This is a genomic window from Coleofasciculus sp. B1-GNL1-01, assembly GCF_040220235.1.
Taxonomy (GTDB): domain Bacteria; phylum Cyanobacteriota; class Cyanobacteriia; order Cyanobacteriales; family Coleofasciculaceae; genus Coleofasciculus.
Map to the genome: position 1 here is coordinate 96,469 of NZ_JAVJTO010000082.1, position 14,068 is coordinate 110,536.

The window sequence follows — 14,068 nt, forward strand, 5'->3', positions numbered from 1 at the left end:
GGTATTTTATACCACCCACCGCATATCCTCGCCCCCTCTCCATTCACCTCACTCAAATCTGCCTGTCCCAATTAGGCAGTAAAAGCATTAGCAATTGTAACCGAATATATTAAGGTAGTCAGGGCGCGATCGCTTCTATGCGTAGTAAGCACTTTAGTGTTAGGAAATCAAGCGATTTTAAGGCACTTGCCTATTTGTCACTGATAGTCTGTAGACTGATAGTCTACATGGCTGTCAAGATTCAAGGGTGGACAACACAGACATCAAGCAGCGCTTTGGGCTGGCAGTCAAACAGCGTCGGCGAGAGCTAGGCATATCACAAGAAGAGCTTTCTTTTCGAGCTGGACTTCATCGCACTTACATCTCGGATATTGAGAGAGGCTCCCGCAATCCCTCATTGGAAAACATTGATAAATTGGCAAAAGCATTAGAAATTTCTATTTCTGCCCTCTTTGCTCACTATGGTATTGAGCAAGGAGACAATGGTTGATTATTCAAAATGGTTTACCCCCAATCAAAAAGGTAAAATACAGATTAATAACATTGCAATTTACCGAAGTTTATCTTTAGAAGTCGTCAATAAACTAGATAGTAACTTATCTGTTAGTGAGATTATAGCTTGGATTAGACAACGAACAATACAAGCATTTCAATCCAAATATTCTAGGCGACCAACCGATAAGCGACGTGCTTTATAAGGATGTAAGTGGACTTCATTATTTCCGTAACAAGCAGTAGGGGAGTAACGCCATCGGTGAAGGCGTTTGTATGACTTTCTGGAATCATCTCCCTCCGCCACAGAAAGAAATCGCTTGAGACCAGCTCTTGGTTTAAAATGATGTATTTATCAGACGTTCTGTTAATAGATAACCTGGTTGATTGAGCTTGACTTTAAGCTGTTCAAAAAAAAGGCGGTGTTTTTTCGTTTTCCACAATCCTTTGACATTCTCAAATAAAAAGAAATCCGGTTGATGTTGGCAAATTAATTCAACATAAGCAGCAGAAAGCTTACCATTATCGCCATCCTTACCTCGATTTTTTCCTCCAACTGAGAAATCCGGACAGGGAGGTCCGCCAAGAAAACCGACAATATCTGTAGATTTCCGAGCATCCTGGATTAAATACCAGAGACGTAGGGCTTGTTCCCCTTCTGTAAGTTGCTCAACGTCTCCATCTTCGGCATAATGGTATCCATATTCGGGTAATGTCAGATTCAGAACTTGTCTAGAGTAACGGTAAGCCTCCATATAGGAGGGATTAATTTCATTGACATACACGATATCAAAACCACTGGCTTCAAAGCCTAAATCAAGAAATCCGGTTCCAGCAAAGAAAGAGAATAGTTTAGGGCGAATGCTCATTGATAAAATAAAAATTATTCTACTATTTTAGATGATAGGGTTAGTTTACTATATCAATCAGTAGGGACCCAAAAACCGCTCCCCATTAAAATGAATCAGATGAGTTGGAGACTCTGCAATCCAGACTTCTGTTTCCCAAGAAATTTCGTTGAGATACTTAACCATGTCTCGGCGACTGAGGAAAGCTGTCACGAATACCAAACCTGCGGTTGAATTCTTGAACAGAATCTGAAGCTCATTCCGACGCTTGGCATTGACGGGACCATGACTGGTCACAGCCTCAATCAAAACCAGCCAATTTTTTTGAACATAGTGAACGACAACATCGGGCATTTTACCATGAGTTTCAACGGTAACACCCAAGGCTTTAAGTGATTCACTGTCGAAGTAGATCCATTTGTTACCCGTATCGCCGATATAGATTAATGTTCCGTCTGGAGTAAATCGAGAGCAGAACTCGTTAATAATCTGCTCAATTAGTATATTTTGTCCACCTGGAGATAATGATATTGTTTTTCCTGATGTTACTTGAACGGAAATTCGTTCCATTTCTCGTTCTTGGGCATAACGCATTTTTAGCGCTTCGACAGATGTCAGGTATTGTCTCAGTTTCTCAGTCCAGTCATCAGTTTTGTAGGCACGAAGTAACTCTAAAGTATTTTCGGCAACTTGATAAACAGTTTTGGGGCTATTTGTGGGTCTTGAAGGCTTATCAGGGTTGAGGTGAATGAGACCTGCTTCGATAAACTGGTGAATAGTCTGGCGACGGATAGTTTCACGGGTATTGGGTGCGTATTCTTTTCCATAATGTTTAGCGATGAAGTTAATGATTGGGGTGATTCCGAGTAGAGGATTACTCGCCTCAGACCACGGAGTATCCGGTTTTAAATTTAGCAAAGCTAGTAAGGTGAGAGCCGACCTGTCATTTTGCTGTGCAGTCGGTAAACTCAGGTCTCTCAAAATAGCTTTAGCTTCCTCTATCCGTTGAGTGAATTGATTTTGGAAATACTCAGAGTTTTCAACCATTTAAAACAATTTCAAAGAGAGCTGTATGGGTTGACTCAGTAAGCGGGATTCCTCTGCTGATTTTTGAGCTGTATTTTTCTGTAAATAGGCTTTTACAGAACAGGCTAAAACCTTTGCCAAAATGGGAGGAACAGCATTGCCAATTTGGTTACATTGGCTTTCTTCAGTACCCTTGAATTCAAACCAATCCGGAAAACTTTGCAAACGCGCTCCTTCACGAACCGTTAACCGTCGTCTACGTCCATCGGGTAAACGGATACGCAGCATATCACCTGTAGGAGCGCTTAAATTGCGGCAAGTAACCGTTCTAGACGGGGCATCAAGGTGTAAATCTCTGGGTCTAACACACTTAGAGGCTTTCTCGTATTTTTTGATATATTCATCCATGCTATGAGTGAGAAACTTAGCGTTTGGGGGTACACTCAATGCGAGTTCTCCCAGTGCTTCACCAACCGTATACGGTAAATTATTATGAGTTTTGGAATGCCATTTCCATCCGCCTCGGTGAGCTACACAAAAAAGACGTTCTCTTCGCTGAGGAACACCATAATGTGCGGCGTTGAGGATTTCCCATTCAACGATATAGTTTAGTTCCCTGAGAGCGCTGACAATTTCTTCAAAGTAGGTTTTATTGCGAAATAGCATTCCCCGCACGTTTTCAAATAAAGCAAGCTGAGGGCGATAGGATTTAACCGCATCAAGAAATATGGGGAAACCATCGCGACTGTCTTTGAGTCCCCGTTGATGTCCACCAACGCTAAAGGGTTGACAGGGGGGACCACCAATGATTACATCGGCTCCCTCGATTAAATCGGGTTGGCGTGTTAGCGTGGTCTGATAGCAGAAACCATGCAGATTGTGCTGATAAGTGGCGCAGGCGTCTGCTAATTTTTCATAACCTATGGTTCTAAATCCTGCGGCTTCAAAACCGAGTGCTAGTCCCCCACAGCCAGCAAACAGATCAATCACCAAAGGTGCTGTCCCATCGATGGGGGGAAGTTGAAGTTCTTGAGAGAGGAAATCAAGGTAGGGGAGTTGGTTTTGCATTCTCCTATTTTAGGACGCGATCGCACTCTTTACCTGAAATAGAACGACTCAAAAAATGGGAGGAAATTCATGGTTAATTCAGGTTGGGATGAGACAAATATCAAAGCCGCGATCGCAAAAGCAAGAGAAGCCGCAGACATTGCTAATGTTGTTGAACCGAGGGCGGAGTCGGCGTATTATGACCCAAGTCGCGATCGCGTAATTATCAATTTGAAGAGTGGGGCGACGTATAGCTTTCCCCCAGCATTAGCGCAAGGGTTAGCCGATGCTTCTCCAGAGGATTTGGCTGAGGTTGAAGTGACGCCATCGGGGGATGGGTTGCATTGGGAAAAGCTGGATGCAGATTTTAGTGTTCCGGCGCTTTTGGCTGGTGTGTTTGGCACGGCGGCGTGGATGGCTCAGGTTAAGATGAAGGTAAGTTAGGGCGCGATGTTCGTAGTAAGCACTTTAGTGCTAGGAAATTGAGCATTTTAAGCCACTCGCATTGGCTACTACAAACCCGTTTAGACATGAGCGGCTTCTATGGCTTGTTCAGCCGCGATCGCATGATCAATTTCTTCACGGTGGGCGTGGTAAAATGCTAGGGCTTCATCAATTTGTTCTGCATTCAAGTCATACTCAGCAGCTATCTGATTTGAGGATAAACCCCATTGTTGAGCGGCAATGACTACTGTTTGGACTCGTAGATTAGTCCCACGCAAAATCGGTATAAGCTTACCGCTAGCACTGTTAGGTAGTCATCTAGCATTTAATTTTTTTTATAGATAACACCTGGGTTAAGGGCGGGTTTACTAGGGTGAACTTCAAACGGCGCAACCTTTTTAGTCAAACCCGCCCCTACCATACCCTGTCATAGTTCACGCCAATTAGTCTTACAAATACTCCCATCTGGCATCCTCGCTCCTTCTAAATTAACATCACTCAAATCCGCCTTATCCAAATTCGCCCCCGTCAAATCTGCTTCCCTTAAATCTGCCCCACTCAAACTTGCCCCCACTAACTTTGCCCCCACTAACTCCGCCCCCCTTAAATCCGCATTCCCCAACTTCGCCCAACTCAAATCCGCCCCGCTTAACCGCGCCTGCTTCAAACTCGCCCCTACTAACTTTGCCTTGCGTAAACTCGCCCCACTCAAGTCAACCTCACTTAAATCCGCAATCACCAACTTTGCCCCATCTAACTGCGCCTGCTGTAAATTTGCCCCCCGCAGCATCGCGCCAATTAAATTCGCATTCCGTAAATCCGCCCCCGCTAACTGCGCCCCAGCTAACTCTGCATTCTGGAAATTTCTCCCGCCACTTTGATAGCGCGATCGCACTTCGCCAACATCGGTTACACTAATCTCTCGCTGGGGCGGATGACGAAAGGTAAAGGTAAACGTATCCCCACTCTGTATTACCCGCCACATTTCCTCATACAAAGGATAAGAACCCACGCCACTCAACTTCACCCACCCTTTTGCCCGAGTTAATGCTACAAATAACTGATTCCGCAATTGCAGATTACTCTCATCTTTTGCCACATTATCTAATCCCACCACATACACCATATCCGCTTCATTTCCCTTCGCCCGATGGATACGAGACACGGTTACGCCACCCTCACACCAAAACTTATTTGGATCACGGGTATTTTTATCAATGTGCAGCATATTGCAATCTATCGCACTGGGACGATAAATATCAATTCCCTGGGACATTAAAAACTCAGCCACCGCTGTTTCTAGTCGCATCGCTTCCAACCCTAACCCTAAAACAATCACCAGTATCTCGCGACTCGGTTTAAGCCCGTCATAGCGAAGATTGTAGATAATATTATCGGCTAGGGCGGTTAATTCTTCCTGACGCGATCGATAGGCGATAAACTCAAATAAAGAACCCTGCCAAAGTTTTGATACCAGATTCGGTGAATGTTCTGGAGGGCGTTTTACGGTAATTTGTTGACCGGGGCGAAACGTGCCAGTGACTTCATAGCCAATCGCTTGCCAATCCTCAATTCGGGTAATTCCGGTTAACATTCCCCCTCGTCGTAATAATCCCATCCCAATTCCATGGGCGGCGGTAAGAATTTCCCCAGGGGTACGATAACAGCGATACATGGTTTCACTTTTTCTAATTCCGCCCCCATACTGTCCGGTGACTAAATGCCCTAAATCTTCCCCAAACAATTCACTGGCATTAGGAATATTTAAGCTTTCTAAACTTTGCGCTTCATCATACGCCCAAATTAACCGCCGTTGTTCCGGTTGGGTGGGATCGACGGGGCGTAATGCCTGATATGCCATCCAGTAAAAGGGCTGTTTTCCTTCAAATTTTAAGGGGTCATCGACGATTAAGTCTTGACCTTCATCAATTAAAATAACATCGTATAATTTTGGAATTGCTGTCTCTTGTAAAAGATTGAGACAAACTTCAGCTAATGCTTGATGCGGTTGCTTGGTTTCTATATCATTAACCGTAAGCGCTTTTACCCCCGTGTGTCGGCAAAGGATACTATAAAATCCCGGTTGTTTTCTCCCTCCCCAAGCGTGGAGAACTTTTAATTTGCGATTGCGTTTGGCGTCGTATCTGATTTCGCCACTACTAAAGCGACGCAACCATTTATCCAGTTGGCTAATAATCCCGTGATAGAGACTGCGACTGAAGAAAACCAGGGCAATATCCCAGTCGGGATGCTTGAGGTGAATATGGGCAGCTTTTTGACAGAGTAATACGGTTTTCCCGGAACCCGCTATTCCCCGAATCCGTTGGGGACCTGGGGGAATGGATTTGGCGATTTGTTCTTGGGCTAAATCAAATTCGGATAGGTGTTGGCGTACCTGTGCCAGAATACTACCACGGGTTTGTTGAGGTGTGCCATTAATGGTTTTTGGGATAGCATTTTTGTGTCCTTTCAGGTGTTGTTTTTTCCGGAAAACAGGTGTCCCACTAATTACCGCTTGCAGTAATTTCCACTGCTGGTTATTCAGCGGGTTTCCTTTGATAATTGGAGCGGTTTGCTGAATCCGTTTGACGAGAAAACCTAACCCCCCAGCCCCCTTCCCAACCCCCCTCATTCCCCCCTGCGAGGAGGGAGGACAAAGGCTGCTTCGCTTTTTTTGCACGGAAGGGGGAGCCGGAAACTCCTCCAACGAAAAATGTATTCCGTTTCCCTCCCCTTGTAGGGGAGGGCTAGGGAGGGGTCTCTTAGGGATCTGACTTCTCGTCAATTGACCAACAGTTTCATTCCAGGAAACGATATTATCTTGAAAGAGAATTGGCGGACAACTAGGGAGTTGGTAGAAGCCACTTTGATACCATTCAGCTTCGGTAATTAAGGGCAGACAAATTAACGCCCGCCCGGTAACGTTACGGCGTAATATCGGTTCGCGATCGCAATACCCCAATAGGGAGAATAATTGATTTTCCGCTTGTTGGTAAGGGTTGCTGCTGGTGGTGTAATAGTTTTGGAATTCCCAGCGATGACCCGTAATTGCCAGAATTTGGTCAATGGTGACGGATTTAATCTCAATCACGACTAAACCCAGTTGGGCGTCCACAATCAGGATATCCGGTTCCTTGCGAGACTTACCCACCTTGGAAAATATGGGATAACGCCAATACCCGATACAAGTGCGATCGCGAAATGCTTGCTGAACGGCGTCCCAGGTTTTTTGTTCACCGCCTTCACCTCCTTTACCGAGTGGTTCGGTGGTAATAAATTTATTCGTCATTCGTCATTCGTCATTTGTCATAAATGTCCTTCTTTCTATGGATAGAGACTAAAGTTACACCTATGGATTGAGGAAACACTATCCGATAAACGATAAGATTTACTTATAAATTAAAGTTGAACAGACTAATTTATCTCTAGCGTGTAAAAGGAGAGAACAATGGCTTTACATCAACACAAACGGGCGATCGGTATTTTTACCAACCGAGACGCGGTGACGCAAGCACTACAGGAACTCCACCTGGCTAATTTTCCCCTGGATCAGGTTACCGTGATTGCCAGAGAATTAGAAGAGGAGTCGCTTCACGATCCGGATAGGAAGACTCGCAAGGGCAATCAAACAGGTAAACAGGCGGCGAATGGCGCTGTTGTCGGTGGTGTTATTGGATTGGTAACGGGCGTACTCGTCGGTGTGGGTGCGTTAGCGATTCCTCTGATTGGTCCAATCATGTTAGCCGATGCTTTGGGGACTGCTGTCGCCACAACCTTAGCCGGGACAGGAATTGGTGCGGTTAGTGGTGGACTTTTGGGCGCACTGATTGGATTAGGGATTCCCAAAAAACAGGCTAAAGCATATCAGGAACGATTTTTACGGGGTGATTTTTTGGTCATTGTTGAAGGTACGGATGAGCAAATTCGTCAGGCAATTTCTCTACTTAAAGATGGAGGAATCGAAGAGTTGGGAATTTACAATGCGCCAGAGATGGATGGGATAAATACCGATTTCCCCGTTGCGGCTGTTGATGAGCCTCATGCTCAGATGTCTAGATCAACGGTTTATCGAGAACCGGAACTGAATTGAGATGGATTGATCTGCATCTTGACTGATTATTTACCGTCGAAGAGGATAGAAAAAATGAATAAGTTTACACTCTTATGCTTAACAGGTGTTGTAGGGTTAGGGGTTTCCGCCTGTGGTGATGTAGCGAGAACCAGTACTAGCGCTCCTAATTCGGTCAATGAGGTTGGTTATCCTCCAGATTTAGACACCGTGTTAGGAAATGAAAGCGATGCAACAAACCCCATTCGCAGAGCGCAAGCCAATTCTGACATTCGGGCGCGGGAGCAACGATACAATGTTTTTAGGGAAGGAGAGGAACGCTCTAATCGCAATGTCCAAAGTGAAGTGCGGAGTAAGTTAGAGGTTAACCTGCCAACCTCTCAACTAGCGGTTCAGGCTAATCAGGGAATCGTTACGGTAACCGGATACGTCCAAACCCAAGATAATCTGGAACGGATTGAACCTTTGGCGAGAGAAATTAAAGGGGTTCGGGATGTCAATGTCCAAGCTGAAGTCGGACCCAATTTACTGCCTTATAAGGGTTAAATTTTCGGTTTTTTAACGAACAGGCAACAGGCAACAGATACAGCAGATTTCAGGTTTACGAGGTACAGCCTTAAGCAAAATCCCCGACTTCTTCAAGAAGTCGGGGATCTGTCTATGTACCTCAGAGTCCCCTACAAATGGTGGTTTTGGATATTAAATTTATCTCTATTGATAGATGAATACCTTACCCAATGTGTAGTAGATGTGGGAAGAAAGCACAAATCTAGCACCAAAGGCTGAATTTGTGCTGGAACAATCCTAAAAGAAAGCGAGGGAAACATGGCTGAAGACAAACTCAACAGACACGCGCTTGGTGTATTCCCGACTCGTGAAGACGCGGAAAAAGCGGTACAGGATTTGAAACGAGCAGATTTTCCTGAACAGCAAATCTCCGTCGTGGCTAGAGATGCTGGTAGGAACGAGGAACTTGCTGGTGTTGATGTGGAAAAAGGCAAAGGACATCAAGTCAGTAAAGGTGCTAAAGCGGGTGCGGCGACGGGTGGAATCGGTGGCGTTGTTCTGGGCGCATTGGAAGCCCTAGGTATTACCACTTACGCGGCGTTTCTACTTCCTGGCGCTGGTCAGGTTTTAGCCTTTGGTACGGTTGCGGCTAATGCCTTTGCGACAGCCGTTGCTGGCGGTGCGGTTGGTGCAGCTGGTGGCGGTTTAGTTGGTGGTTTAGTCGGTTGGGGTGTTCCTGACGAGCAAGCTAAGGTTTATCACGATTTAGTGTCTAAAGGTGAGTATTTGATTATGGTAGAAGGAACCCCTGATCAAATTGGTTTGGCGGAAGCTATTCTTAGTCCGATGGGAATTCGTGAATGGAAAATTTATGAGGCTCCTCGAAACAAAGCTTCTCGCTAGTTAGATGCCAAGAACTCAAGTTCTTGGCTAATAGCTTAAGTCGGTTAAAACCGACTGAAACAATATAATCTAGTTACACTAAGCGATACTTTAAGTAGGTTTGTGGAAATCAACTCAACTTTATTAAGATTAAGTTCGTTTAATATTCTTCAAATCCTTACAAATTACATAAACGAATGACGATCCCTGCCGCCCGACTTGACTTTTTCACATCTACATTAGGGTTTGCTGAATTAATAGCTATATTATACAATGGTTTAAATCCATTTTTTAACCCAACAAGTGCAAGGTTTTTACACCCTTGAAATCAAAACCCTTGGATTGTAAGCCTCCGCGATTGCCTTCGGCACTAGCGAAGCTAATCGCAAAATTTTTTCTCAACAGAGGGTTGAAACTGTTGCCTATTGCCTATTCTCTATTGCCTATTCTCTATTGCCTCTCCTACCACCAGACTCCCTGTAGCAGATCCTACATTACAGTGTTTCGGGATCGATGTTTAATTCTCGTAGTTTGGCGGCGTAGCGTTCCGCCACTTCTTCAGGTGTCGGTACGAGTTTCCCTTCTGGGGTGAAAAAACGCAACTGATTCTGATGAATTCCTAGGAATAAACCAAGCTGTTGACTCCACAATTGTCCTTGAGCATTCTGTTCAAGGGGTTGATAGTCTCCATCAACTAAATGAAATCCAACAAATTCTAACGTATTTGGATCGAACCAAAAGTAATCGGGAGTACGAAAGGTGTCTTGATAGAGTTTTTTCTTGAAGCCTTTGTCTGTATCAGCCGTTTTGGGAGAAAGGATTTCAATAATCACATTTGGATATTTCCCATCTTCATCCCAGACGACCCAACTTTTGCGAGTTTTCCGTTCAGTGTCTAGTACGACAAAAAAGTCGGGTCCCCGGAAGTGTTCCGATTTGCGTTGGCGGGGACTGTAATAGATGGTGAGGTTGCCAGCAACGTAGAAATCATTTCTATCTCGCCATAGCCATTTTAAGCTTTCGAGTAGTAGGATGATTTGTTGTAGATGTAGTTCAGTTTCCAAGGGGGGTTCATCGCTATAGAGATCACTTGGGGGAAAGGTAACATCTTGTGAGATGTCTGGGGAAGGAGCGAGTTCTTGAATTTGGGACATAGCGCGTTAAAGGGAGGACAGCAAATTGCATTTTTATTTATTTTAGCTGGCATCTTTTAACGCAGAACATCTTTGAGCCAATCCACCAAACTTGCACCGCCAAACCAAACGGCAAGTAAAATAGAAATTGACAGAATTCCGCCCAGTAAACAAATAACTAATCCGCCTAAGCTAATTGCCCCATCATCTTCAATTAAGCCAAAACCTGTGACAAAAATACCGATCGCGGGTAAGGTATTGGTTCCGGGAATGGGAATCATCATCGAGATGGACATGAGTGCGATCGCTACCCCAATCACCACACGACCCGTTAGACTGGTACAGATATAAGCTAGACGTGGACGCGCGATCGCTTCAATCTTCTTTAACCAAGGAATCCCCCCTTTAACCACTCCCTGCACCGTTTCTAGTTTCATCCTGCCATTCATCACTTTCTGGGGTAACCAGGGACGTTTAGCACCAATGATTAGCTGAAAGGCTAAAATCAGCATGACAATGCCAAAGGGGATCGAATAACCCGGTGCTGGAACGGGTAACGCTGAGGGAAGCGACAGGATTACAAACAAAAACCCAAAAATTCGCTCCCCCGCGAAAGACAGAATATCTGCTAGTCTCACCTGAGGCTGTCGATCTTCTTCAAAAAAATAACGTTGTAGTTCAACCGAAAGTCGAGCCATTTTCCTGAAACCTTTCGATAAAAATTGAGAATTTGCTGAATTATATCCCTGATTTCTGGAGATCCCCGGCTTCTTCAAGAAGTCGGGGATCTCTTTTTGAGGATCAAGTCAGGCATGATATCACACCCGAACAATTCCGAACTAGGTTCCTGATGTCCACGAGTTCATATACTCCACTTGCTCAGTGGTTAAGGTATCCAGTGAGATACCCATTGCCTGCAATTTCAGCCGTCCAATTTCCTTGTCAATCTCAGTCGGAATCGAATGTAGACCCGGTTCTAGTTTGCCTTTATTCTGCACCAGATATTCGCAGGCTAGGGCTTGGTTAGCAAAGCTCATATCCATCACCGCGCTGGGGTGTCCTTCGGCGGCGGCTAGGTTAATCAAACGTCCTTCACCCAATACGATAATAGATTTGCCGTTTTTCAGGAAATACTGTTGAGTAAAGTTGCGAACTTGGCGATATTCCGTGGATAACTCTGCCAAAGATTTCAGGTCAATTTCAATATCGAAGTGACCGGAGTTACACACCATTGCGCCATCTTTCATCACTTCAAAATGTTCTGGGCGAATGACGTGCTTGTTTCCGGTAACTGTGATAAACACATCACCATGGGAAGCGGCTTCAATCATCGGCATTACCCGGAAGCCATCCATGACGGCTTCAATCCCTTTAATCGGGTCAATTTCAGTAACAATCACATTCGCGCCCATACCTCGCGCCCGCATTGCCGCACCTTTGCCACACCAACCATAACCTGCAATGACAACGGTTTTCCCAGCCAGCAGAATGTTGGTGGCGCGGATAATACCATCGAGGGTGGATTGTCCTGTACCGTAGCGGTTATCAAAGAAGTGCTTGGTATCAGCGTCATTCACGTTCATCGCGGGGAAGGTGAGAACTCCCTGATTGAACATTGCTTGCAAGCGGACAATTCCAGTGGTGGTTTCTTCGGTGGTACCGATAATATCACCAATCTGATTTTGCCGTTCCTTCACCAGAGTGGCTGTCACATCACTCCCGTCATCAATGATCAGATTGGGTTTGTGATCCAGGGCAATTTGAACGTGGCGGTTGTAGGTGGCGTTATCTTCGCCTTTGATAGCAAAGACAGGAATCCCGTAATCAGCGACTAAGCTAGCGGCGACATCATCCTGAGTAGACAGGGGATTACTGGCAATCAGCAGCCCATCAGCCCCAGCATTTTTCAGCGCGATCGCTAAATGAGCAGTTTCGGTGGTAACGTGGCAGCAAGCAACTAGGCGAATCCCTGCCAGAGGTTTGTTTTGAGCAAAACGCTCCTGTATTTGCCGCAAAACGGGCATTTCCCGTCCAGCCCATTCGATCCGCTGTTTGCCTCCGGGGGCTAGGGATATGTCTTTGACTTCGTGTTTGAGCGCAGTAGATGTTGCTGTCATAGATTTGGTTGGTTTTATTTAATTTGCATTGCCATCTTACCTAACTTAGCCGATCTCTAATACTGAGAGGGCGTTTGATCCGGGGGGAGATCGGTTCGTAGTTGCGCTTCAGCGCTATAAACTCATGACTACACACCCTGAAGTCGATGTAATTTTAGTTCCTAAACCTGCCTCTACAGTTGACTTCTGGGTGGCTGATGAAGGACAGGGGCTTGGGCGGGGGGTAACAAGGGTGGGACAGGTTCTGGGGATTCCTCTGGTTCTTGGGTGGTAACTTGTTTAACTTCACTGACGAAGAAAACAAGCTGATAGGGGTGTCTCATCTCCTTAGAGATAAACTCCTGAACTAACCGCACCTGCTTAGGCGTGATTTCTTGATCCGTCTCAACCGTGAGATAGACGATGGGTGGCTTAGCAGTCCAATTCACTTTGGTTCTCACCAGTTGTACCTCTGGCTGACCGATGGTAATTGTTCGCCGTACCAGGGTATTATTAATCGTGGCTTGCAGTCGAGCTTGTCTGGCTAATTCCCAAAAACTGACACCCAACGGCAGGAAGAGGAGGGCGGTGAAGCCAAATGTCCAGCTCAAGGCGTGATTGACTTTGGTGTAACCTGCTACGATAAACACCAGCATACAGGCTAAGGTGATACCCAGAAGATTGGTTACATACAGTAAAAATGCGCCTAAGCTAAAGGACCAAATCCCCTGAGACAGCGACAGTCCAACCACACATAAGGGTGGCATTAGGGCAACCGCGATCGCTACCCCGGCTAAGGCATCGCTGATACGCTCGCGAGTCTTGGCAAAACTACTGATCCCGCCTGCTACCACCGCGATCCCCAAGTCTACTAAATTCGGCTGGGTGCGAGACAGCACTTCTGAACCATATTCGGGAATCCCAGCAATCCGTCCCGTCAGCCACGAGAGAACTAATGCTATGATTGTCGCACCCGCGATCGCACCTAAGGCTTTACGAAATAAAATCAAGTCTCCTTCCAACGCCCCAAACGCTAATCCCCGTAAGGGCAGCATCAACGGAGCAATGATCATCGCACCAATGATGACAGCAGTACTGTTGCTAATCAGACCAAACGTGGCAATTAGACAAGAACTAATTGTTAGTACAACATAGTTAATCGTCCAATTCGCATCGGTTGACAATTCTTGGTGAAGTTGTTTAAATACATCTTCAGTGACGGCTTCCGGTAAAAGCCGATTGAGCATGTGTATATATCGTTGCATCAATGAATTAAATGGGTGTTTGATAGATTAGGTTAGGACTGAGAGACTCCCCGACAACTACCTCCTAAGATGGAGGATAACTCGAAAGGAGCGATTGTTAATATTTGCTTGTAACTAGCTCCAATGCTATAACTTTTTTTGATCAAGAATTTGTATCCAGCTCAAACAAAGTCATATTGCCCATTTTGCTGCCTTTTGCCCCCAATTCGCTCCTGTTAATTTTTTTTTTAGTCTATATACTTGGATGTTAAGAAAAGTA

General features: G+C 45.4%; 14 protein-coding genes and 1 pseudogene. 6 read left to right on the forward strand and 9 right to left on the reverse strand.

Going from position 1 to position 14,068, the window contains the following annotated elements; translation table 11 throughout:
* Nucleotides 1-247 precede the first annotated feature (247 nt).
* Together RID53_RS20320 and RID53_RS20325 are read left to right on the forward strand one after the other, a co-directional pair.
* On the forward strand, nucleotides 248-490 hold the full coding sequence (locus RID53_RS20320) for a helix-turn-helix domain-containing protein (RefSeq protein WP_446389816.1): 243 nt from the start codon (nucleotides 248-250) through the stop codon (nucleotides 488-490).
* Nucleotides 483-698, forward strand: a complete 216-nt coding sequence (locus RID53_RS20325) for a Cfr10I/Bse634I family restriction endonuclease (protein ID WP_446389817.1) — start codon at nucleotides 483-485, stop codon at nucleotides 696-698. The genes RID53_RS20320 and RID53_RS20325 overlap by 8 nt, the downstream gene beginning before the upstream one ends.
* Here the strand turns inward: RID53_RS20325 and RID53_RS20330 are convergent.
* The 3 genes and pseudogenes from RID53_RS20330 to RID53_RS20340 form a co-directional block, all read right to left on the reverse strand.
* Nucleotides 674-1,361, reverse strand: a pseudogene (locus RID53_RS20330) (DNA cytosine methyltransferase); the annotation flags it as partial. The gene RID53_RS20325 and the pseudogene RID53_RS20330 sit on opposite strands and share 25 nt — an antisense overlap.
* Before the next feature lie 57 nt (nucleotides 1,362-1,418).
* Nucleotides 1,419-2,387: a BsuBI/PstI family type II restriction endonuclease gene (locus tag RID53_RS20335; RefSeq protein ID WP_446389818.1), complete on the reverse strand. Its 969-nt coding sequence runs from the start codon at nucleotides 2,385-2,387 to the stop codon at nucleotides 1,419-1,421.
* The gene (locus tag RID53_RS20340) at nucleotides 2,388-3,434 is read right to left on the reverse strand and encodes a DNA cytosine methyltransferase (protein WP_446389819.1); all 1,047 of its coding nucleotides are present in this window, start codon (nucleotides 3,432-3,434) and stop codon (nucleotides 2,388-2,390) included.
* Between the two features lie 69 nt (nucleotides 3,435-3,503).
* Between RID53_RS20340 and RID53_RS20345 the strand changes: the two genes are divergently transcribed.
* Nucleotides 3,504-3,857: a DUF2442 domain-containing protein gene (locus RID53_RS20345; RefSeq protein ID WP_446389820.1), complete on the forward strand. Its 354-nt coding sequence runs from the start codon at nucleotides 3,504-3,506 to the stop codon at nucleotides 3,855-3,857.
* Between the two features lie 80 nt (nucleotides 3,858-3,937).
* Here the strand turns inward: RID53_RS20345 and RID53_RS20350 are convergent, their stop codons facing one another.
* Together RID53_RS20350 and RID53_RS20355 are read right to left on the reverse strand one after the other, a co-directional pair.
* Nucleotides 3,938-4,135, reverse strand: a complete 198-nt coding sequence (locus RID53_RS20350; RefSeq protein ID WP_446389821.1) for a DUF433 domain-containing protein — start codon at nucleotides 4,133-4,135, stop codon at nucleotides 3,938-3,940.
* Between the two features lie 149 nt (nucleotides 4,136-4,284).
* Complete coding sequence (locus RID53_RS20355) at nucleotides 4,285-7,146, reverse strand: pentapeptide repeat-containing protein (protein WP_446389822.1); 2,862 nt, start codon at nucleotides 7,144-7,146, stop codon at nucleotides 4,285-4,287.
* Nucleotides 7,147-7,305: 159 nt separating this feature from the next.
* Between RID53_RS20355 and RID53_RS20360 the strand changes: the two genes are divergently transcribed.
* The 3 genes from RID53_RS20360 to RID53_RS20370 all read left to right on the forward strand — a co-directional run bounded on the left by RID53_RS20360 (nucleotide 7,306) and on the right by RID53_RS20370 (nucleotide 9,336).
* Nucleotides 7,306-7,947 carry a general stress protein gene (locus tag RID53_RS20360; RefSeq protein WP_446389823.1) on the forward strand — a complete coding sequence of 214 codons (642 nt, stop codon included), beginning with the start codon at nucleotides 7,306-7,308 and terminating at the stop codon, nucleotides 7,945-7,947.
* Between the two features lie 54 nt (nucleotides 7,948-8,001).
* Entirely contained in the window at nucleotides 8,002-8,472 is a 471-nt protein-coding gene (locus RID53_RS20365; protein WP_446389824.1) for a BON domain-containing protein, read from the forward strand.
* 279 nt (nucleotides 8,473-8,751) lie between these two features.
* A complete protein-coding gene (locus RID53_RS20370) occupies nucleotides 8,752-9,336 on the forward strand; it encodes a general stress protein (protein WP_446389825.1) in 585 nt (194 codons plus the stop codon).
* A gap of 473 nt (nucleotides 9,337-9,809) precedes the next feature.
* On the opposite strand, the gene RID53_RS20375 is transcribed toward RID53_RS20370, so the two are convergent.
* From RID53_RS20375 to RID53_RS20390, 4 genes are all read right to left on the reverse strand, one after another.
* Nucleotides 9,810-10,469: a Uma2 family endonuclease gene (locus tag RID53_RS20375; RefSeq protein WP_446389826.1), complete on the reverse strand. Its 660-nt coding sequence runs from the start codon at nucleotides 10,467-10,469 to the stop codon at nucleotides 9,810-9,812.
* A gap of 56 nt (nucleotides 10,470-10,525) precedes the next feature.
* Entirely contained in the window at nucleotides 10,526-11,146 is a 621-nt protein-coding gene (locus tag RID53_RS20380; protein WP_446389827.1) for an exopolysaccharide biosynthesis protein, read from the reverse strand.
* Nucleotides 11,147-11,287: 141 nt separating this feature from the next.
* Entirely contained in the window at nucleotides 11,288-12,565 is a 1,278-nt protein-coding gene (gene ahcY / locus RID53_RS20385; RefSeq protein WP_446389828.1) for an adenosylhomocysteinase, read from the reverse strand.
* Nucleotides 12,566-12,738: 173 nt separating this feature from the next.
* Nucleotides 12,739-13,809, reverse strand: coding sequence for a TIGR00341 family protein (locus RID53_RS20390; RefSeq protein ID WP_446389829.1), 1,071 nt, complete (start codon nucleotides 13,807-13,809; stop codon nucleotides 12,739-12,741).
* Between the last annotated feature and the right edge of the window lie 259 nt (nucleotides 13,810-14,068).

Bases quoted from the DNA above. Each gene is read 5' to 3' on its own strand.
- RID53_RS20325 (WP_446389817.1), top strand. From the start codon at position 483: ATGGTTGATTATTCAAAATGGTTTACCCCCAATCAAAAAGGTAAAATA.
- RID53_RS20335 (WP_446389818.1), bottom strand. From the start codon at position 2,387: ATGGTTGAAAACTCTGAGTATTTCCAAAATCAATTCACTCAACGGATA.
- RID53_RS20340 (WP_446389819.1), bottom strand. From the start codon at position 3,434: ATGCAAAACCAACTCCCCTACCTTGATTTCCTCTCTCAAGAACTTCAA.
- RID53_RS20345 (WP_446389820.1), top strand. From the start codon at position 3,504: ATGGTTAATTCAGGTTGGGATGAGACAAATATCAAAGCCGCGATCGCA.
- RID53_RS20355 (WP_446389822.1), bottom strand. From the start codon at position 7,146: ATGACGAATAAATTTATTACCACCGAACCACTCGGTAAAGGAGGTGAA.
- RID53_RS20360 (WP_446389823.1), top strand. From the start codon at position 7,306: ATGGCTTTACATCAACACAAACGGGCGATCGGTATTTTTACCAACCGA.
- RID53_RS20365 (WP_446389824.1), top strand. From the start codon at position 8,002: ATGAATAAGTTTACACTCTTATGCTTAACAGGTGTTGTAGGGTTAGGG.
- RID53_RS20370 (WP_446389825.1), top strand. From the start codon at position 8,752: ATGGCTGAAGACAAACTCAACAGACACGCGCTTGGTGTATTCCCGACT.
- RID53_RS20375 (WP_446389826.1), bottom strand. From the start codon at position 10,469: ATGTCCCAAATTCAAGAACTCGCTCCTTCCCCAGACATCTCACAAGAT.
- RID53_RS20380 (WP_446389827.1), bottom strand. From the start codon at position 11,146: ATGGCTCGACTTTCGGTTGAACTACAACGTTATTTTTTTGAAGAAGAT.
- ahcY (WP_446389828.1), bottom strand. From the start codon at position 12,565: ATGACAGCAACATCTACTGCGCTCAAACACGAAGTCAAAGACATATCC.
- RID53_RS20390 (WP_446389829.1), bottom strand. From the start codon at position 13,809: ATGCAACGATATATACACATGCTCAATCGGCTTTTACCGGAAGCCGTC.